Source organism: Mesorhizobium sp. ISC15, from assembly GCF_037162615.1.
Lineage (GTDB): Bacteria > Pseudomonadota > Alphaproteobacteria > Rhizobiales > Rhizobiaceae > Mesorhizobium > Mesorhizobium mediterraneum.
The window spans coordinates 809,051-827,549 of sequence record NZ_JAVSPX010000001.1 but is presented as its reverse complement, the minus strand read 5'-3'; the positions used below and the strand labels follow the sequence as shown (position 1 = coordinate 827,549).

The 18,499-nt window shown below is 61.5% G+C and carries 19 protein-coding genes; 14 read left to right on the top strand and 5 right to left on the bottom strand.

All coding sequences use genetic code 11. From position 1 onward, the window contains the following. Nucleotides 1–17 precede the first annotated feature (17 nt). From uxaC to recQ, 9 genes are all read left to right on the top strand, one after another. Nucleotides 18–1,427, top strand: coding sequence for a glucuronate isomerase (uxaC, locus tag RPG13_RS04160; protein WP_337124471.1), 1,410 nt, complete (start codon nt 18–20; stop codon nt 1,425–1,427). Between the two features lie 37 nt (nt 1,428–1,464). Continuing rightward, nucleotides 1,465–2,442: a TRAP transporter substrate-binding protein gene (locus RPG13_RS04155; RefSeq protein ID WP_127206166.1), complete on the top strand. Its 978-nt coding sequence runs from the start codon at nt 1,465–1,467 to the stop codon at nt 2,440–2,442. 103 nt (nt 2,443–2,545) lie between these two features. Next, nucleotides 2,546–3,073, top strand: coding sequence for a TRAP transporter small permease (locus RPG13_RS04150; RefSeq protein WP_128241815.1), 528 nt, complete (start codon nt 2,546–2,548; stop codon nt 3,071–3,073). A gap of 4 nt (nt 3,074–3,077) precedes the next feature. Further along, entirely contained in the window at nt 3,078–4,358 is a 1,281-nt protein-coding gene (locus tag RPG13_RS04145; protein WP_128241783.1) for a TRAP transporter large permease, read from the top strand. Nucleotides 4,359–4,367: 9 nt separating this feature from the next. Further along, the gene (locus RPG13_RS04140) at nt 4,368–5,144 is read left to right on the top strand and encodes a FadR/GntR family transcriptional regulator (protein ID WP_292503683.1); all 777 of its coding nucleotides are present in this window, start codon (nt 4,368–4,370) and stop codon (nt 5,142–5,144) included. Nucleotides 5,145–5,171: 27 nt separating this feature from the next. Next, nucleotides 5,172–6,029, top strand: coding sequence for a 5-dehydro-4-deoxy-D-glucuronate isomerase (kduI, locus tag RPG13_RS04135; RefSeq protein WP_292712641.1), 858 nt, complete (start codon nt 5,172–5,174; stop codon nt 6,027–6,029). After that, the gene (gene kduD, locus RPG13_RS04130; RefSeq protein WP_095487547.1) at nt 6,026–6,793 is read left to right on the top strand and encodes a 2-dehydro-3-deoxy-D-gluconate 5-dehydrogenase KduD; all 768 of its coding nucleotides are present in this window, start codon (nt 6,026–6,028) and stop codon (nt 6,791–6,793) included. The genes kduI and kduD overlap by 4 nt, the downstream gene beginning before the upstream one ends. A gap of 13 nt (nt 6,794–6,806) precedes the next feature. Then, nucleotides 6,807–7,145, top strand: coding sequence for a cupin domain-containing protein (locus RPG13_RS04125; protein WP_095487715.1), 339 nt, complete (start codon nt 6,807–6,809; stop codon nt 7,143–7,145). 447 nt (nt 7,146–7,592) lie between these two features. Then, entirely contained in the window at nt 7,593–9,431 is a 1,839-nt protein-coding gene (gene recQ, locus RPG13_RS04120; RefSeq protein ID WP_292712643.1) for a DNA helicase RecQ, read from the top strand. Between the two features lie 54 nt (nt 9,432–9,485). Here the strand turns inward: recQ and RPG13_RS04115 are convergent, their stop codons facing one another. Together RPG13_RS04115 and RPG13_RS04110 are read right to left on the bottom strand one after the other, a co-directional pair. Further along, entirely contained in the window at nt 9,486–9,809 is a 324-nt protein-coding gene (locus RPG13_RS04115) for a hypothetical protein (protein WP_127288342.1), read from the bottom strand. Nucleotides 9,810–9,912: 103 nt separating this feature from the next. Next, entirely contained in the window at nt 9,913–10,836 is a 924-nt protein-coding gene (locus RPG13_RS04110) for an alpha/beta fold hydrolase (RefSeq protein ID WP_292712645.1), read from the bottom strand. 184 nt (nt 10,837–11,020) lie between these two features. Here RPG13_RS04110 and RPG13_RS04105 point away from each other — a divergent pair, with 184 nt between their 5' ends. After that, nucleotides 11,021–11,995, top strand: coding sequence for a Tim44 domain-containing protein (locus RPG13_RS04105; RefSeq protein WP_292712722.1), 975 nt, complete (start codon nt 11,021–11,023; stop codon nt 11,993–11,995). A gap of 24 nt (nt 11,996–12,019) precedes the next feature. On the opposite strand, the gene RPG13_RS04100 is transcribed toward RPG13_RS04105, so the two are convergent. The 3 genes from RPG13_RS04100 to RPG13_RS04090 all read right to left on the bottom strand — a co-directional run bounded on the left by RPG13_RS04100 (nt 12,020) and on the right by RPG13_RS04090 (nt 13,961). Then, nucleotides 12,020–12,661, bottom strand: a complete 642-nt coding sequence (locus tag RPG13_RS04100) for a class I SAM-dependent methyltransferase (RefSeq protein ID WP_095487530.1) — start codon at nt 12,659–12,661, stop codon at nt 12,020–12,022. Between the two features lie 211 nt (nt 12,662–12,872). Further along, nucleotides 12,873–13,055, bottom strand: a complete 183-nt coding sequence (locus tag RPG13_RS04095; RefSeq protein WP_292712646.1) for a hypothetical protein — start codon at nt 13,053–13,055, stop codon at nt 12,873–12,875. Between the two features lie 189 nt (nt 13,056–13,244). Further along, nucleotides 13,245–13,961 carry a pentapeptide repeat-containing protein gene (locus RPG13_RS04090; RefSeq protein WP_095487528.1) on the bottom strand — a complete coding sequence of 239 codons (717 nt, stop codon included), beginning with the start codon at nt 13,959–13,961 and terminating at the stop codon, nt 13,245–13,247. 631 nt (nt 13,962–14,592) lie between these two features. Here RPG13_RS04090 and RPG13_RS04085 point away from each other — a divergent pair. The 4 genes from RPG13_RS04085 (at nt 14,593) to RPG13_RS04070 (ending at nt 17,855) form a co-directional block, all read left to right on the top strand. Beyond that, nucleotides 14,593–15,789, top strand: coding sequence for a tyrosine-type recombinase/integrase (locus tag RPG13_RS04085; protein WP_337124470.1), 1,197 nt, complete (start codon nt 14,593–14,595; stop codon nt 15,787–15,789). Nucleotides 15,790–15,793: 4 nt separating this feature from the next. After that, nucleotides 15,794–16,225, top strand: coding sequence for a hypothetical protein (locus tag RPG13_RS04080; protein WP_337124469.1), 432 nt, complete (start codon nt 15,794–15,796; stop codon nt 16,223–16,225). Nucleotides 16,226–16,340: 115 nt separating this feature from the next. After that, entirely contained in the window at nt 16,341–16,634 is a 294-nt protein-coding gene (locus RPG13_RS04075) for a helix-turn-helix domain-containing protein (protein ID WP_337124468.1), read from the top strand. A gap of 3 nt (nt 16,635–16,637) precedes the next feature. Further along, nucleotides 16,638–17,855, top strand: a complete 1,218-nt coding sequence (locus RPG13_RS04070) for a primase C-terminal domain-containing protein (protein WP_337124467.1) — start codon at nt 16,638–16,640, stop codon at nt 17,853–17,855. Nucleotides 17,856–18,499 lie beyond the last annotated feature (644 nt).

Sequence of the window (18,499 nt, the reverse complement as noted above, 5' to 3'; positions counted from 1 at the left end):
GTATTGGGAGGATTGATGTGGCCGTGCTGACCGATCCGGATTTGCTGTTTCCATCGGAGACGCGTCCGCTTTCGCTTGCCCGCGATCTTTACGCCGGCGTGAAGAACCTGCCGATCGTCAGCCCGCATGGTCACACCGATCCGCGCTGGTATGCGCTCAACGAGGCGTTTGCCGATCCGGCGCAATTGCTTGTTGTGCCGGACCATTACATCTTCCGCATGCTGTTCAGCCAGGGCGTTCGCCTTGAGGATCTCGGAGTGCCAACGCTCGACGGCTCACCGGTGGAGACCGACGGCAGGACGATCTGGCGGCGGTTCGCCGAGCACTATTACCTGTTCCGCGGCACGCCGACGCGGCTGTGGTTCGACCATGTGCTTGCCCATCTGTTCGGCATCGAAGAGCCGCTGACGGCCGCAACCGCCGACCGCCATTACGACATGATCGCGACCTTGCTGCAGTGGGAGAATTTTCGCCCCCGAGCGCTGTTCGAGCGCTTCAACATTGAGGTCATCGCGACGACCGAAGGCGCGCTCGACGATCTCAAATGGCACCAGATGATCCGCGACAGCGGCTGGGATGGGCGCGTCGTCACCGCCTATCGGCCGGACGCGGTCGTCGATCCCGATTTCGAAGGGTTTTCGGCCAATCTCGACCAGCTCGGAGAAATCACCGGCTGCGATACCGGTAACTGGGCCGGCTATCTCGATGCGCAGCGCCAGAGACGAGCCTTCTTCAAGAGTTTCGGCGCGACCGCGTCGGATCACGGCCATCCAACGGCGGAGACCGCCAATCTGTCGGATGCCGCCGCGCAGGAGCTGTTCAACCGCATCCGCCGGGGCTCGGATGACGAGCGCGAGCGAAAACTGTTTCGTGCCCAGATGCTGACCGAGATGGCCAAGATGAGCCGCGACGATGGGCTTGTCTTGCAAATCCATCCCGGCTCCTTTCGCAATCACTCGCCTGCCGTCTTCCAGAGGTTCGGCAGGGACAAGGGTTTCGATATCCCGACCAGAACCGACTATGTGACGGCGCTGAAGCCGCTGCTCGACTGCGTCGGGCTGGAGCGCGACCTTACCATCATCCTCTTCACGCTGGACGAGACCAGCTATGCGCGCGAGCTGGCGCCGCTCGCCGGCGTCTACCCGGCGCTGAAACTCGGGCCGGCCTGGTGGTTCCACGACAGCCCGGAGGGCATGCGCCGGTTCCGCGAGATGACGACCGAGACGGCCGGCTTCTACAACACCGTCGGCTTCAACGACGATACCCGCGCTTTTCCATCCATCCCAGCTCGCCACGATGTGGCGCGTCGGGTCGATTGCGCCTTTCTTGCGCGTCTCGTCGCCGAGCACCGGCTCCGCGAGGAAGAGGCGCACGAGTTGGCGCAGGATCTTGCCTATACGCTCGCAAAAAAGGCGTACCGGCTCTAACGGCGCTTGCCGCCATCGTTCAAACGGGAGGAAACCAATGCTGCATTTTTCTAGACTGGCGGGAGCTACGCTGCTTGCCGCCGCACTGATGGCTGGAACGGCAAGCGCCCAGACGGTTCTGCGCTCGTCCGACACGCATCCGGACGGCTATCCGACGGTCGAGGCGGTCAAATATTTCGGCGAGCTTGTGAAGGAGCGGACGGCCGGCCGCTATACGGTCGAGCTTTATCATTCCGCGCAGCTCGGCGAGGAAAAGGACACGATCGAGCAGGTGCGCTCCGGCGTGATCGACCTCAACCGCGTCTCGATGGCGCCGTTCAACGGGCTTATTCCCGAAACCACCGTGCCTTCGCTGCCCTACATCTTCCGCTCGGAAGACCATATGCACAAGGTCATTGACGGAGCGGTCGGCGACCAGATCGCGGCGGCGTTCGAACAGGTCGGGCTGGTGCTGCTTGCCTTCTATGACGGCGGCGCGCGCTCCTTCTACAATTCGAAGAAGCCGATCAACTCTGTAGCCGATCTGGCCGGCATGAAGTTCCGCGTCATCCAGTCCGACATCTTCGTCGACATGGTGGCGGCACTCGGCGCCAACGCGACGCCGATGCCGTATGGCGAGGTGTATTCGGCGATCGAGACCGGGGTCATTGACGGCGCGGAGAATAATTTTCCGAGCTACGATACCGCCAAGCATGCGGAAGTGGCCAAGTTCTATTCGCTCGACGAGCACACGATGGTGCCGGAAGCCTTCGTCATGGCGAAGTCGAGCTGGGACAAGCTGACGCCGGAAGACCAGGCGATCTTCAAGGCGGCGGCCAAGGAAAGCGTCGCCAAGCAGCGTGAGCTGTGGGCCGCCAAGGTCAAGGAATCGCGTGCCAAGGTCGAGGCGGCCGGTTCGCAGATCACGACGCCGGACAAGCAGCCCTTCATCGACGCGATGGGCCCGGTCTACGAGAAGCACGTCAAGGACGACAAGCTGAAGGCCATGGTCGAGGCCATCAAGGCCGCGCAGTGATCAAGCGGCGGCGCGGGCATTCCGCGCCGCCATCCTCTTGCGGAGAGAACCGGTGACCTTCAGCCCAGAACAGAGACCGCCCCTTGCCGGCATCGCGCGCGTGATGTCGCGCGTCAGCACGGCGGCGCTGTGGATCGCCGGCATCGGGCTGGTGCTGATGACCGCCTTCGTCGCCTGGCAGGTGTTCGGCCGCTATGTTCTGAACCGCTCGCCGAGCTGGACCGAGCAGGGCTCGGTGATGCTGATGAGCTGGTTCATTTTCCTCGGCGCCGCCGTCGGCGTGCGCGAGAACTATCACCTCGGCTTCGACGTCCTGCTCTACGTGCTGCCGAAAAGCGGCAAGCGTTGGCTGAGGATGATCTCGGACCTCGTCGCGCTCGCCTTCGGCATCGGCATGATCTGGTATGGCAGCCAGCTGGTCGCCTTGACCTGGGGCGCCACCTTGCCGTCGCTCGGCATATCAGGGGGCTGGGACTACGTCCCGCTTGTCGCGGGAGGCGCGCTCATCGTGCTTTTCACGCTGGAGCGGATCGTGCTTCGCCTCTCCGGTGCGCCGATCGACGATGCGCTCGATGAACTGCCGCCGGCGGAAGTCGCAGCCGAACTCGACACAGCGAATGTGAAGGTCTGACGCCATGGAACTCTGGATACTCTTCGGCGTCTTCACCGTTCTGATGCTTATCGGCACGCCGATCGCTTTCTGCCTCGGCGTCGCAAGCTTTGCCACAGTCCTCTACATGGGCCTGCCGCCGCTCATCGTGTTCCAGCGCCTGAATTCCGGCATGAGCGTCTTTTCGCTGCTGGCCATTCCGTTTTTCATCTACGCCGGCGACTTGATGGTGCGCGGCGGCATCGCCAGCAAGATCGTCGCCTTCGCCGGCTCGCTCGTCGGCCACATGCGTGGCGGTCTCGGGCAGGTCAACATCGCGACCGCTACACTGTTCGGCGGCATTTCGGGCTCCGCGGTGGCGGAGGCGGCAGCGGTCGGCGGTTTGATGATCCCGCAGATGAAGGCGCGTGGATATGGAGCGGACTACGCCGTCAACGTCACGTCGATGGCGGCGCTGATCGCGTTGCTCCTGCCGCCGTCGCACAACATGATCATCTACTCGATCTCGGCAGGCGGAAAGATCTCGATCGCCGACCTGTTCACGGCCGGCATCATCCCGGGCCTGCTTTTGGCCCTGGCACTGATGGTCACCGCCTATTTCGTGGCGCGCTCCCGCGGCTATCCGACCGAGCCGTTTCCGGGTTTCGCCGCCGTCGCGCATCTCTTCGCTGTCGCGGTGCCCGGCCTGCTGCTGATCGCGATCATCTTCGGCGGCGTGCGATCGGGTATTTTCACGGCCACCGAGAGTTCCTGCATCGCCGTCATCTATGCGCTGCTCGTTACCGTCCTCGTTTACCGGCAGATGACTTGGGAAGGTTTCGTTCATGCCACCCATGGCGCCGTGCGCACCACGGCCATGGTGCTGCTCATCATCGGCATGGCGGCGGCGTTCTCGTGGTTGATGGCCTTCCTGAAAGTGCCGGCGGCGCTCATAGCCTCGATGAACGCGATCTCGGAAGATCCGCTGGTCGTGCTTCTCCTGCTCAACGTCTTGATGCTGTTCCTCGGCACCTTCATGGACATGGGGCCGACGATCATCATCTGCACGCCGATCTTCCTGCCCGTGGCACAGGCCTACGGCGTCGATCCGGTGCATTTCGGCGTCATCATGATCCTCAACTTCGGCATCGGGCTGAACACGCCGCCGGTGGGCGCCGTGCAGTTCGTGGCGTGCGCGGTCGGCAAGATATCCGTCTGGGAAGCGATGCGCTCGATCTGGCCATTCTATGGGGCAGGCCTCGTGGTGCTGGGGCTCGTCACTTACATTCCGGCCATCTCGCTATGGCTGCCGAGCGTCTTCAAGTAGGGGTTGGCAATGGCATCGGATACGGCGATCAGCCTGAAGGTCGAACGCAAGCCCAAGCTGTCGGAGACCGTGGTAACGGCGATCCGCAAGCAGTTGCAGGCGGGCGAGATCCAGCCAGGCCAAAAGCTGCCGACCGAGGGTCAGCTGACCGAAACCTTCGGGGTCAGCCGCACCGTCATCCGCGAAGCGCTGGCCAAGCTCGCTGCCGACGGTCTGGTTGAGCCGCGCCAGGGCGCCGGTGTCTTCGTCACCGAGCATATCTCGACGATGTTCGGTGCGCTGGCCGCGGACATGGGCAGCAAGGATTCGATCGCGCTCAACGTGCTCGAGGTGCGCCTGGCGATCGAGATCGAATCCGCCGGGCTCGCCGCTATCCGTCGCAATGCCGCGCAGGAAGCGGCGATCCAGGAGGCGTTCTTCGAGTTCGAGAGGCTGCTCTTGAACAGCGAGCCGACGGGTCCGGCCGACCTTGCCTTCCACCGCGCGATCGCCAGCGCCACCAACAATCCGTTCTATGTCGAGATGCTCGACGTGCTCGGCCGGCGCGCCATTCCTTGCGACGTGACGTCACCGTGGTCCACCGAGCTCGCCCAATCCGACGTCTACCAGCGGGGATTGCAAGGCGAGCATCTGGTGATCCTGAACGCGATCACGGCAGGCGATGCCGAGTCCGCGCGCGAGGCCATGCGCGCGCATCTCACCGCTAGCCAGCAGCGCTATCGTGAGCGGCTGCACGCACGTCAAAGTTTTTATGCCGAGTCGGTCAAGGCCGCGGCAACCGAATGACCAATGAGGCAGCCCAATGGGACAGCAATGAATCACACTGACAATCACACGGACTTCACCTCGCGCGTCGCCATCGACCCTGTTACCGCCGCGGCGATGGGGACGGACGAACTTCGTCACAATTTCCTGATCGAAGGCCTGTTCCAGTTAGGCCGCATCGGCCTGACCTACACGCATTACGACCGCATGATCGTCGGCGGCGCCATGCCCGCGGGCACGCCGCTGCCGCTGGAGGCGATCAAGCCGACCGGGACCAAGAACTTTCTCGATCGCCGCGAAATGATCGCCGTCAACATAGGCGGCGCCGGCATGGTGAAGGCGAGCGGCCAATCCTACGAGCTGCAGCCGCGCGACATGCTGTATCTCGGCATGGGCGCCAATGAGGTGTCGTTCGCCTCAGTCAATCCGGCCGAGCCGGCCAAGTTCTATCTACTCAGCGCGCCGGCGCATCAGAGCCATCCCAGCCAGCTGATCCGCATCGGCGATGCCAAGCGGCTCGACCTCGGCAGCCAGGCGACCTGCAACGAGCGCTCGATCTTCCAGTTCATCCATGCCGGAGGCGTGAAGACCTGCCAGCTCGTCGTCGGCATGACCCAGCTTGCGTCAGGCTCGGTCTGGAACACCATGCCGTGCCATGTGCATGACCGACGCATGGAGGCCTACCTCTATTTCGACCTACCGGAAGCGGCGCGCGTGTTCCATTTCATGGGCGAACCGGACGAGACCCGCCACCTCGTCATGCGCAATGAAGAAGCGGTGCTGTCGCCGGGATGGTCGATCCATTCGGGCGCCGGCACCTCCAACTACGCCTTCATCTGGGCGATGGCCGGCGACAATGTCGACTATACCGATGTCGATCCGGTAGCGATGGAAGAGCTGCGGTGAGCGACCTCTCGGCTTTCAGCCTCGCCGGCAAGCGCATCCTTGTCACCGGCGCCAACACCGGCATCGGTCAAGGCATCGCCCTGTCGATCGCGCGCGCCGGTGGTGCTGTGGTCGGCGTCGGCCGTTCGGCGATGGACGAGACGGCGGAAAAGGTCGCGGCGGTGGGCGGACGCTTCGAGGCGGAACGCTGCGATCTTGCCGATCATGCCGCCGCCCAGGCGATGCTCGATCGCGTCTGGGACGAAACCGGGCCGCTCGATGGGCTGGTCAACAATGCCGGCATCATTCGGCGCGCCGACGCCGTCGATCTGACGGAAGCCGATTGGGACGACGTCACGGACGTCAATCTGAAGACGGTCTTTTTTCTCGGCCAGAGCTTTGCCCGGCGCGTGCTTGCCGATCCGGGGCGGCGCGGCAAGATCGTCAACATCGCGTCGATGCTCAGCTTTCAGGGCGGCATCCGCGTCGCCTCCTATACCGCCTCGAAACACGGCGTGCTCGGCATCACCCGATTGCTCGCCTGCGAATGGGCGTCGAAAGGCATCAACGTCAACGGCATTGCGCCCGGCTATATCGAAACCAACAACACCGAGGCGCTGCGTGCCGATCCAGACCGCAGCGCCGCCATTCTGGCGCGCATTCCGGCCGGGCGCTGGGGCGGTCCGGAAGACATCGGCGACGCGGCTGTCTTCCTGCTGGCGCCGGCGTCCAACTATATGCATGGCGCGGTGGTGCCGGTGGACGGCGGCTGGCTGGCGCGATGAGGAGGATTTGGCGATGACCGGAACGAAGATCTTCTCGCACGCCGGCGAGGGCGCATGGACGCCGACGCCGGACGGCAATCGCAGGCGTGTGCTGCTGCACACGGACGAACTGATGATGGTCGAGTTCGGGTTCGACAAGGACGGTGTCGGCGCGCTGCATTCGCACCCGCATGTCCAGGCGAGCTACGTCGCCGAAGGCCGCTTCGAGGTCACCATCGACGGCAGGACCGAGATCCTGGAGACGGGAAGCAGCTTCATTGTCCCTTCCAACCTGGTTCATGGCGTCAGGGCGCTCGAGGCCGGGCGCCTGGTCGACAGCTTTACGCCGCACCGCGCCGATTTTATCGACTGAGGGCGAGCGAAGGCAGGTCATCGCGGCGTGTGTCCGGCCGAGGGGGCAGGCGCTTCCAGCATATCCCGCAAACGAAAAGCCCGCGCCTCCGGAGAGACGCGGGCGTGTTGCCTGGGCGCTTGTGGCGCCGCGGTACTCAAAACATCACCGCAGAACCTGAACCTGCCGAATTATGATGAAGATAGGATTAACCGGCCAGAGTCGACGCGATATTCACAGCCAAAGCGAATAGGGGCTGGAATCACGATCCCATATCCGCCAATGAGGGAGATATTCTTTCAGTTGGCGCCGACGGAGACAGGGCTTGAAGGGGGATCAAGTGTTCGAAACCGCGGTCAAGGCAGTCACCTGGAGATTCGTCGGGGAGCTTCGGCAGGTCACGTCGCCGCTGCTCCTGGCCGTTCCCACCTTGCCTTTTCAGGCGGCGCCGATCGTAGAAATTCCCTGATGCACGTATCGACGGCGAGCGTCCCGGCGGAGGATCCCAAGCGGCGCGTCCTGAAGGACGTGTTCGGCTTCGACGATTTTCGTCCCGGCCAGGACGCTGTGACGGAGGCACTGCTGGCCGGGCGTCATGTGCTGGCTGTGATGCCGACCGGCGCTGGCAAATCGCTCTGCTATCAGGTCCCGGCGCTGGTCCTGGGCGGGCTCACCATCGTCGTTTCGCCCCTGGTGGCGTTGATGCAGGACCAGGTCGCCGCATTGCGTCTTGCCGGCGTGGCGGCCGATACGATCAATTCCTCACTCGACCGCGATGCCAATGTCGCCGCATGGCGCCGCGTTGCGGCGGGCCAGACGCGCCTGCTCTATCTTGCGCCGGAGCGGCTCATGACCGCGCGGATGCTCGAGGCACTGGCCAGGCTCGACATCCGGCTGATCGCCGTCGACGAGGCGCATTGCATCTCGCAATGGGGCCCGGCGTTCCGGCGCGAATACGAGGAGTTGTCGCGGCTGCGCGACATTTTCCCTGACGTGCCGATCATTGCGCTGACGGCGACAGCGGACGAGGCGACACGCACCGACATCGCTGCGCAGCTGTTCGCCGGGCGCGTCGAAACCCTGGTGCTGGGTTTCGACCGGCCGAACATCAAGCTTGGCATCGAGCCCAAGCAGGACGGCAAGCGCCAATTGCTGAGCTTCGTAGAGCGTCATGCCGGCCGTAGCGGGATCGTCTATTGCCTGTCGCGCAAGAAGACCGAGGAGATAGCGGCGTTCCTCGAGAAGAACGGCGTGCGCGCGCTGGCCTACCACGCCGGCATGAGCAAGGACGCGCGTGAAGCAAATCAAAACGCTTTCATGACCTTGTCCGGCGTGGTGATGGTGGCGACCATCGCCTTCGGCATGGGGATCGACAAGCCTGACGTCGCCTATGTCTTCCATACCGATCTGCCCGGCAGCCTCGAAGCGTACTATCAGGAAATTGGGCGCGCGGGCCGCGACGGGCGGGCTGCCGAGGCACATATGCTCTTCGGTCTCGGCGATATCCGCATGCGCCGGCTTTTCATCGAAGACGAGGACGCACCGGCGGAGCATAAAAGGCGCGCGCATGGCCGCCTCGATACGCTGATCGGCTATTGCGAAACGGCCCAGTGCCGCCGCCAGATCCTGCTTGGCTACTTCGGCGAAACAGCAATGCCTTGCGGCAATTGCGACAATTGCCTTGACCAGACGCCGCATGCGGATGGCGAGGCGGAGGCACGGATCATCCTCGCGGCCATCGCCCAGACCGGCGAGCGCTTTGGTGCTGCCCATGTCGTCGATGTTCTGCTCGGCCACGAAACCGAGAAGGTCCTGGCCAAGAACCATCACAGGCTTGCCAGCTTCGGGACCGGTGTGGCGCACAAGAAGGACGTGTGGCTGTCGCTGGTCCGCCAGCTCGTCGCGGGAGGGTTTCTGACATTGGACTCAGGCGGCCATGGCGGCCTCGCCATCGCCGAAAAGGGCCGTGAGCTGGCCCGTGGCGATGTCCCGTTCCGGTATCGCGTAGAGGTGCGGAACCGCGCACCGCGCGGCAAGACACGTCCCGATGCTGCCGCGGGCACGGAAGACCTGGATACCGCTCTCTTGGCCACGCTCAAGGCGGTACGGCTGCGTCTCGCCCGGGAGCGCCAGGTGCCGGCCTTCGTGATCTTCTCCGATCGCACACTGATCGACATGGCCGAACGCTGCCCGCGCGACCTCGACGCCTTCGCCGCAGTCAACGGTGTCGGCGCCGCGAAGCTTAGGGAATTCGGTCAGATTTTTCTGAGCGCGATCGCCGCGCACCAATCCGGGGCATCGGGCTGAGGGCTGTATCAACGCGATCATGCCGACAGCCACCAGACCACTCCGGCGCCGCAATCAGCACTTGCTTCGTCTCACCGCCGCGATCGCAGCCTCCTGCTGCCGCAAGCGCTCGATTCTCGCGCTCTGGCGGGCAGTGACGGTAGAGGCGACACGCCGGGCTCCCCATAGCCAATCCGGAATATTGGTTTTCGCGACTTTGCCCCGGGTGATCGCTGTCGCCGACATCTCCTTGGAAACTTCGCCCATGGCTACGTTGAGTTCGACACAGCTCATCTTGTCGTATTTCGCGGCATCGAAAGATGCGTGGAAGGGCGATGCGCAACCTCCGACAAATACGAAGCTGCCTATCAGAAGCGTGGCTGCAGTGATCGCCTTCATTTTTTATCAAGCAGGTTTGACGCCGACGGGCGAATATCAGAGGGTTCTCGATCTCGAGCCGCGGAGCGCTCCCGAGGTTCTGAGTAACGGACGCATATGACGTCTACAATACTCTGTTCGACGCGTCATTCCCCCTATTATCCTCGAAGAATTTCGAGAGAGCCGCTGCGGTCTGGTGAGGATGCTCTTCTGGAAAGAAGTGCCCGCCTGGGACAGGGCTTCCTTCAACGCTGTCGGCCCATTTTCTCCAAATAGCCAGCGGCCCGCCTTCCTCCGCATACCAGTTCTCCACGGCGCCTTCGCTACTCCATAGCGCCAGGAGCGGACACTCGATGCGACGACCGTTTGCCTGGTCCAGCGCGTCATGTTCACGATCGATCATGGCAGCGGCCCGATACTCTTCGCATATCGCATGAACATGAACGGCATCGCGAAGCGCATCGACATAGGCGTCCCTGACCTCCGCAGAGAACATTTCTGCCGGCGACCCCCACTGCACAATCGCATTGTCGACGATGGCATCGGGCGCCGCGCCTATCAGTCGCTCCGGCAGAGGCTCCGGTTGCGCAAGAAGGCTCCAGGGCCAGAAGCTCAGAGCCAGCCTGGCGTCCGCCCTATCCCACGCGGCGGCGGTGGGGATGACGTCGAGGACGGCGACTTTGGAGATTTCGCCGGGATGGTCGAGCGCCAGGCGATAGGCGACCCGCCCGCCGCGATCATGTCCGGCAACCATGAACTGCTCAAACCCCAGCCGCTTCATGACTTGAACCATGTCGCCGGCCATGGCGCGTTTGGCGTATGGACTATGATCGGCAGAGGAAATCGGACACCCGCTTTGCCCGTAGCCTCGAAGATCGGCGGCGATCACCGTAAAGCGGGGCGCCAATGCTGTGGCGATATCTCTCCACATCAGATGTGTCTCGGGAAAACCATGAAGTAGCAGCAGCGGCGGACCCGTTCCGCCGACCCTTGCGAAAATGGTCGTCTCGTCCAGTTGCAAGCTGGTGGCGCTGAAACCTGCAAACATTGTTCGTCTCCCTCGGCGTGCCCTCAGGCAACAACGCACAATTTAGCAGAAGGATCACGTCAGCTGCCGTGCCTGGTGGAGAGGCGGTAACGGAATTTCTCCTCAATGGCTGGTGCGGGTCACTGATATTTCGATCGGCGCACCCCATATGAGCGGCAAGAGTGTCGCTTAAGGGTTTGCTATGATGATTTCGCGTTCGAGCCGGTTTGCAGTTTTGTTTGCAGGACTGTTCCTGGCACTTTCCATGGTCACGGCCGATTACGCCGAGGCGCGCCGTGGCGGCAGCTTCGGCAGCCGCGGCACGCGCACTTTCCAGTCGGTCCCGCCGACGAGGACGGCGCCACAGCCGGCCGCGCCGGTCGAGCGCTCGATGACGCCCGCGACGAACAATGCGGCCCGCCAGACGCCGGCATCCCAACGACCAGGGATCTTCAGCGGCCTCGGCGGTTCGATGATGCGTGGCCTGCTGCTCGGCGGTCTGATCGGACTTCTTTTGGGTCAAGGGTTCGGCGGCTTGGCTGGCATGTTGGGCCTGCTGCTTCAAGGTCTGCTGATCGGCGGCGCGATCATGTTGGCCATCCGCTTTTTCCGGTCGCAATCGGCACGCAACCAAGCGCCCGCCATGGCCGGTGTTCCGCGGAGCATGGGCAACTTCGGGCGAAACGCGGCAGGCCAGCCCGAGACGGGCGACGTGTCGTCTTTCCCCATTCCAGGCATCGGGTCTGGATTTGGCCGGACGGCTCAAGCCTCCGATGAAATCACAATGACGCCGGCCGACCTCGACACATTCCAGCAACGGTTGACGGAGGTTCAGGAAGCGTTCGGACGCGAAGATCATGCTGGCCTGCGCCGGCTGGCGACCCCCGAGATGGTGTCGTACCTGTCCGAGGAACTTGCCGATAATGCCAAAAAGGGCATCAGGAACGACGTGTCTGACGTCAGCCTGTTGGAGGCCGATATTGCGGAGAGCTGGCGGGAAGACGATCGCGACTACGCGACGGCTGCGCTGCGCTACGAGTCTCTCGACGTGATGCGTGATCGCGCCAGCGGCAAGATCGTCGCGGGCGAAGCCGATCAGCCGACGGAAACGACCGAACTGTGGACCTTCACACGTCAGAACGGTGGCGACTGGAAGCTCGCAGCAATCCAGCAGCCCTGACCGATACGCTGCAGCCTCGGCCGCTCACGTCCTCTTGCGAGCCACGATGTAGGGACGGTTGTCGTTGCCCTTCGTTGCGTGGCTTTCGGTGGCAAGAACGTCGAAGCCCGCGGCACAGATATGCTGGCTCAGGTCTGCCGCCCGAAAGACGCCTGCATAGGGTGCTTTGCCGATCGCGTGCATTGCGGGCAGCAAGGCAAGCCGGATGAGTGGGTTCATATCGCCGACGCAGGGTGTCTTGGAGATGAACAAGCCCTCCGCTGCAAGTAAGGCGTGGATGCGGCGCAGAGTGCCAGGCAGGTCGCGGACCATATGGAGATAGTTGAATCCCAGAACCGCGTTAAACTGCTCGTCGTCAGGCGCAAGCGCGTCTACGGTCGCGGTGCGGAAGACAAGCGCCGGGATGGGGCCAGCGGCGTGTTTCTCGTTGGCAATCGCGATCATTCCGGCGGAAATATCCGTCGCAAGATAGTTTTGAACATCGCCCGCGAGCCGGAGCGCGGTTGTTCCTGTTCCGCAACCCAGCTCCAGCACCCTGTCGCCTGGTCCCAACAGGGCGCGGGTCCGGTCCAGCGTGCGCTCATATCCGGCCTGATCCGCAATCGCGCCCATGGCGTATTTCCGTGAACTGCGGTCCCAGAAGCGGGCGTCGCTCGCTATGCTCATGATGGCTGCTCCTCAGATCGCGGCCTCGCCCTAATCCGCATTAAGTTCGGCATTAAGAATGATCTGAGGCGAGTCGTGTCCGCTCAAGTCAAGTCCCGCAGAAGCTCGTTCGGCTAGATGCGGTGATTGGGCAGTTATTTCGCAGAATAGCGTAGACTCGGCGGAACTGGCGGAGAGGGAGGGGTCCAACTGTCTGGGCATTAAGGTTTCCTCACAGATATCGCTCGCCGTTGGCGCGGTGCTCGAAACAGAGCCAGTGCGGCGTCTGCCTCGGCTTGGCAAAGCTCCATCCCGCATTCTTGGCGCAGCCGGGATGCTGGCACCAATGGCGTATAATGCCGGGGCGCGTGACGGGCTCCATCGCATCCGGACGGCGGATCAGTATGTCACTCATGCTATGATCCTTCCTTCTGAGCAGGAGGTGGACTAGCCACCTCTGCGAACAATGCGGAAAGCACGAGTTCATGCATGTCGAGACGCAAAACCCAACCGCTCGGGAACGGCAGGGCATTCGGGTTAGGCGGCTTGCCGAAAGGTTCGAATCCTGTCGGGTGCAGCATTGCCGCAGTTCGCTTGCCGACAACTATTCCTGCTGGAATTGACAGGGCCAATCTTCAGGCCTCGTCAAGCCAGAAGGCAACTCGGTCCGGGCGTCTCCGCAAGCCATGTTGAGCTGCCACTGGGACAGACCCGCCGAATTGGAAAGGTCGACGCCCTCGATACGGGTCAGAAAGAAAAAGGCGCGGTCAAAGTCTATCGACGCGGTGAACGTCGCTCCTCGGAAATCCGCCCGTGCGAGATTGGCAAACGAGAAGCGGCTGCCGCTGATATCGGCGTTATGGAACTGCGCACGCCCCAATTCTGCCTTTGTGAAATCAACGTTGGTCAGATTGGCGTCCTGGAAATTCGAGCGCTGCATTTCCGCGCTCGCAAACACAGCGCCCTGCGCGTCCATACGGCTGAAGTCGGTCCTGTAGGCCTCGATTCTGTCGAACCGGGCGCCTTTGGCGGTCGAGTCGGCCAGGGAAGCACGCACAAGCGTTGCCTTCTCAAGATTTGCCCCAAGGAGATTGCTGTTCCTGAGGTCGGTCGAAGTGAAATCAACACCGAACAGGTTCGCCCCGCTCAGGTCCTGTCCTTCTAGGATGAGAAGCTTCTTGTCACACTCGTGCCAATTGACGCCAGGCGTCGCGGCTGCGTGGCAATTGTGAGCAGCAGTGGCGTTCTGCCAAGCAAACATAGTGCAAACCGCTAGAACCAGGCCGGATGCGGCGTAAGCTCTGGTTCGCCTCAAAGTCATTGTTGCTGAACCTCTGCTACTCGCCGACACTCAACCTGACCACATCTGCTGACATTCGAGAGTGCTCCTCGTCTACACCACCGTCAACCCGGGAGCAGAGGACATGGCGACGGTCGCCGCAGATGCGCAGCGGACGTCAACAATGGGGAGCCTGCTCGGGTGCTGACCGCCACCGCCGGCGTCCGCTGCCGACAAGCGTGAATCCGCTTGGGTCCGCACCGATCGGTACTTCCCGACGGCGAGGTTGACCCGGCACGGGGGCTAGTCGCGTACCCTCATTCCGCTGTCGCATGAACCCCACGACTTCGCTTAGCGAGGCCGAAGTTGATCTCTGCCATCTATCAGGTCGAGGCATGAACCCCGCATATTTGTGTCGTAAGCTGACGTGCCGCGAATACGCCGTTCTCGGTAGGCGGGCTTTATGGCGGCGCGCAACCTATTCTTTGATTTTTATTAATGTAAACAATGCCATATGGCGGAGAGGGAGTCCTCCTAACTATTGTCCGCCAACGTCTTGGGTTGTCTCCCAACCTATTGAAAATAGGTGAATTTTCTTTACAACTTGACTTCCATTGTCTACCATTGTCCCTCGTTATCCCCACTCGAAAATGGGGAAGAAAGTGGGGAAGCAATGGCCCGAACTCTCCAAAAACTCTCCGACACCAAGATCAAGTCAGACTCTCTCAAGCCGGGCCGTCACAGCGATGGTGGCGGCCTCTATCTCAACGTATCGCCGTCCGGTTCGAAGTCATGGCTGTTCATGTGGACGCCGGCAGGCGGCAAACGGCGGGAAATGGGTTTTGGCGCATACCCCGGTGTTCCTCTGGCCAGCGCCCGTAAAAAGGCTGCGGACTACCGGGCCGCAGTGGCCGAAGGTCGCGATCCGATTGCCGAGAAGGCAAAAGAGGCGGAACCGACTTTCGGCGAATGCGCCGACAAGTTTCTCGCATTGATGGAAGCATCTTGGCGGAACGACAAACACCGCACTCAATGGCGCATGACATTAACCGAATATTGCGGCCCCATCCGCACGAAAAGGGTATCGGAAGTTGGCACCGACGACGTGCTGACAATTCTCTCGCCGATCTGGAACAGCAAGCCCGAGACGGCGTCCCGGCTTCGTGGCCGGATTGAGCGGGTTCTTGACTTTGCCAAGGCAAAAGGATGGCGCAGAGGCGCAAACCCTGCGCTTTGGCGTGGTCACCTCAAGAATGTCCTCCCGGCCCGCCAGCGCCTCTCCAGAGGGCACCATGCAGCCATGCCGTATGCAGACGTGCCGGCCTTCGTGCTGCGTCTTCGTAATGCCGAAGCCATGGCGGGGAGGGCACTCGAATTTCTCATTCTGACCGCTGCCCGGTCCGGCGAAGTCTATGGTGCCGAGTGGTCAGAGTTCGATCTCCATAAAACGATATGGACCATTCCGGCAGGGCGGATGAAAGCTGCCACGGAACACCGGATCCCGCTTTCGAGCCCGGCCTTGGCCATCGTCAAGTCACTGCATGAGCTTCGTCTGTCCAAGTTTGTCTTCCCGGGGCAGCGGCCAAATTCGCCGCTGTCGTCGTCGGCGATGGAAATGCTGCTGCGCCGCATGAAGACTGATGCGTATACCGTTCACGGGTTCCGGTCCGCGTTCCGGGATTGGGCCGGCGACGAGACAGGCTTCCCCCGTGAGGTTGCCGAAGCCGCTCTTGCCCACCGCGTCGGCAATGCGACCGAGCAGGCATATCGGCGAGCCGATGCCGTGGAGAAGCGCCGGAAGTTGATGGCAGCTTGGGCAGCTTTTTGCGGTGCCGAGCGCAAAGTACACGGCGTTCAGTTTGCGGCCTGACAACATGGCGACACACAAATCTCAATCCGCTGCAGACGCCGCCAAGGAGATTTTGGCCGCTGCCTCTGATCATTCCGGCAAGGCCGATGCCCATGTTATTTACGCGAGAGACTGGCTGCGTAGCGGACGTGAGCATGACGCTCGAAAATACGTTGCACACATGTTGCGCGGCGGACGGGCGTCTCCAGCGATGCAAGCCTTGGCTGCAGACATAATCGATCCCCGAATTGCAACGAAGAGTCGGGGAAGGAAAGTTATCGAAAGGCCTAAAGACTGGATGGAAGTTGGCTCGGCTTTTGAACAATACCGGCAACAAGGCATGACCTACGAGCTCGCTCTTGATGAGGTCATGAAAGATTTTGGAACAAGGAAAACATCCACAGATGCCGCAGTACGCTACTTCCTTGCAGTGTCGAACAATATCGACGGGAAGTGACGCAACGGAACTCTCATTGATTGCATTCAACTCGGCTTTGATCTGCTTTTCGCGAGGTGCCCTCCCGCGTTCGGTGTGAATAATCGGCGACCGTCTCCAGCAATCGAGGACGGTCATGTTTTCCACCACTGAGATTCCCCATCCTGAGCGCATCGCTTACACGATCAGGCAGGCTACCGAAGCCACAGGGCTTTCGACGAGTTTCATCTACAAACTGCTGAAGGATGGCGTCCTTGCCCGCCGAAAAGTGGGCAAGCGGACGTTCCTCCTTCGCGCAGATCTCGAAGAATTTTTCCGCACTCGCCCGACTGGCAAGTGGAACCCCGGCGACACGTCGGGGCGCGGGCGGGCCGCCACGCGCCCCGTGAGCAGCAGCCAGAGCCGGCTTGCCAAGGGTAGGCGGGCATAGCCCATGGCGATGGATACTGTTCTGCATCACGACAGCACGCCGGGTCCGGCTGCAAAGCTCTCCGGTGACCGCACAGCAACCATCGAACAGGCGGCGATGCCGTTGCCGCAATCGGTTTCCAAAATCCATTCCTTCGGCAAAATGGCGGAGCGTGCTCTCGACAGCGGTTTCCTTCCCGTTCCGATGGAGGGCAAGCAGCCGATGATCCGCTGGAAAGGTCGCCCGCTTGGCAAGCGCGCAATCGCCAATCTCCTTGCCAACCCGGCAATCGCGGCAGCAAATATCGGATTCCGGACTGGCGAACTCGTGGCCATCGATGTCGATTACGATGATGACGCGACCAGCCGCCGCATAATGCATTTGGCTTTTGCTGCACTTGGCGAGACACCGATTGTCCGGGTCGGGCGGCGGCCAAGGCAGATGCTCTTTTACCGGTCACGGGAGCCGATTGCGTCCACTTCGATAGGCAAGGTCGAGATCCTTGGCGCAGGGAAAATTGCGACGGTCGGGGGCAACCACCCCGATACCGGCGAACCCTATCGGTGGCCCGAGGGATGTCTTTTCGACGCGGACCTCTCGGAGGTGCCGTTAACCGATGCTCTTGAGGTCGAGAAACTTCTGCGCTGGCTGAAAGACGAACTGGGGACCGGCAAGAAGGCGCTTGGCCGGCAGCTTGCCGCAATTGCGACAAAAGCAGCTTCTCGTGCCGCCTCGTCTGCCGTCATGCGTCCTGCGTCGACTGGTCCCGTACGGGAGGGCGAACGCAACAACACCCTTTTTCGTCTGGCCATGAAGCTGGCGGTAAATTCTCGGGCGCAAGCCAATCTTCTTGACGCCGTTCAACGTGAAAATTCCTACTTCCTGCAACCGCTTGAGGACAAGGAAGTCGAAGGAATTGTGGAGAGCGTGTGGAGTTATCGCCGGAAGGGCAGGCTCTTCGTCAAGGGCAAGCAGGTGCTTGTTTTGCCGATCAACAAGGATGAAATTTTTCAGGTGTCAGACAGAGCCTTTAAACTCCTTGGTGTCTTGAAGTTGACCCGGACCACTACGCGGAGAAGAAAGACGTTCACCATCCCGCAGAAAGACACGGCGAAGCGTCTGCGTTGGGGCTCAGACAGGGTCAAGAAGGGCATCGACGAGCTCCTGTGTGCCGGTTACATCCGCATCGTCCGGCAAGAATTTCATGCACAGATCGAGTATGACTGGGGCCATAACGCCTAAACCATAGCCCATCGGGTGACACGGAATGAATGCCAACGCGGCCTTTGGTCTGACACTGGATGGTAACCGTCTTTCGCGGACGTCTTTGTAGCCTGCTGCTTTCCGTAGTTGGCTGCCTCGTCGTGCAATGGCATTGTCCCGACTTCCACTCGCCATGCAGCCACGTCTTCCCTTGACGACATGTAACTGTCTGGCCTCGTCTGGGGGATATTTTATTTGTCTTGTTAAGTACGTCCTTGTTTCAGGGACGCAACAAAGGCCGAGTTGAAGCCGTGATTCGTCACGGACCTTCGCCTGCACATAACTTTCCGGCACCCAGAGGCGGCGACACTCCTTTGAGTGTCTTATGGGTGGACGCGGTGATCGTCGTGTCTTTTGCGATAGCCAGAGCCTTGCCACTACATGCGGAGTGTACCGCACGATAACCCTTTGAACTTGCGCCGATTAGTGAGCCACGGCTTTCAGGTCGTCGTGTCAGCATGACAATGACTCTGACCCGGTGTTTGCTTCCTATCCACTCGGCGCGATACTGCCTTTCAACGACTAAATATCTTTCATAAACCTGCACTTATCGCATGGGTCCCATCAACGCTGCCAATGTTTTCTTGTCTTCGTAGAGGTTGATCCTGATCTATAGGCCGGAA

Bases quoted from the DNA above. Each gene is read 5' to 3' on its own strand.
- RPG13_RS04155 (WP_127206166.1), top strand. From the start codon at position 1,465: ATGCTGCATTTTTCTAGACTGGCGGGAGCTACGCTGCTTGCCGCCGCA.
- RPG13_RS04150 (WP_128241815.1), top strand. From the start codon at position 2,546: ATGTCGCGCGTCAGCACGGCGGCGCTGTGGATCGCCGGCATCGGGCTG.
- RPG13_RS04145 (WP_128241783.1), top strand. From the start codon at position 3,078: ATGGAACTCTGGATACTCTTCGGCGTCTTCACCGTTCTGATGCTTATC.
- RPG13_RS04140 (WP_292503683.1), top strand. From the start codon at position 4,368: ATGGCATCGGATACGGCGATCAGCCTGAAGGTCGAACGCAAGCCCAAG.
- kduI (WP_292712641.1), top strand. From the start codon at position 5,172: ATGAATCACACTGACAATCACACGGACTTCACCTCGCGCGTCGCCATC.
- RPG13_RS04125 (WP_095487715.1), top strand. From the start codon at position 6,807: ATGACCGGAACGAAGATCTTCTCGCACGCCGGCGAGGGCGCATGGACG.
- recQ (WP_292712643.1), top strand. From the start codon at position 7,593: ATGCACGTATCGACGGCGAGCGTCCCGGCGGAGGATCCCAAGCGGCGC.
- RPG13_RS04115 (WP_127288342.1), bottom strand. From the start codon at position 9,809: ATGAAGGCGATCACTGCAGCCACGCTTCTGATAGGCAGCTTCGTATTT.
- RPG13_RS04110 (WP_292712645.1), bottom strand. From the start codon at position 10,836: ATGTTTGCAGGTTTCAGCGCCACCAGCTTGCAACTGGACGAGACGACC.
- RPG13_RS04105 (WP_292712722.1), top strand. From the start codon at position 11,021: ATGATTTCGCGTTCGAGCCGGTTTGCAGTTTTGTTTGCAGGACTGTTC.
- RPG13_RS04100 (WP_095487530.1), bottom strand. From the start codon at position 12,661: ATGAGCATAGCGAGCGACGCCCGCTTCTGGGACCGCAGTTCACGGAAA.
- RPG13_RS04095 (WP_292712646.1), bottom strand. From the start codon at position 13,055: ATGAGTGACATACTGATCCGCCGTCCGGATGCGATGGAGCCCGTCACG.
- RPG13_RS04090 (WP_095487528.1), bottom strand. From the start codon at position 13,961: ATGACTTTGAGGCGAACCAGAGCTTACGCCGCATCCGGCCTGGTTCTA.
- RPG13_RS04085 (WP_337124470.1), top strand. From the start codon at position 14,593: ATGGCCCGAACTCTCCAAAAACTCTCCGACACCAAGATCAAGTCAGAC.
- RPG13_RS04080 (WP_337124469.1), top strand. From the start codon at position 15,794: ATGGCGACACACAAATCTCAATCCGCTGCAGACGCCGCCAAGGAGATT.
- RPG13_RS04075 (WP_337124468.1), top strand. From the start codon at position 16,341: ATGTTTTCCACCACTGAGATTCCCCATCCTGAGCGCATCGCTTACACG.
- RPG13_RS04070 (WP_337124467.1), top strand. From the start codon at position 16,638: ATGGCGATGGATACTGTTCTGCATCACGACAGCACGCCGGGTCCGGCT.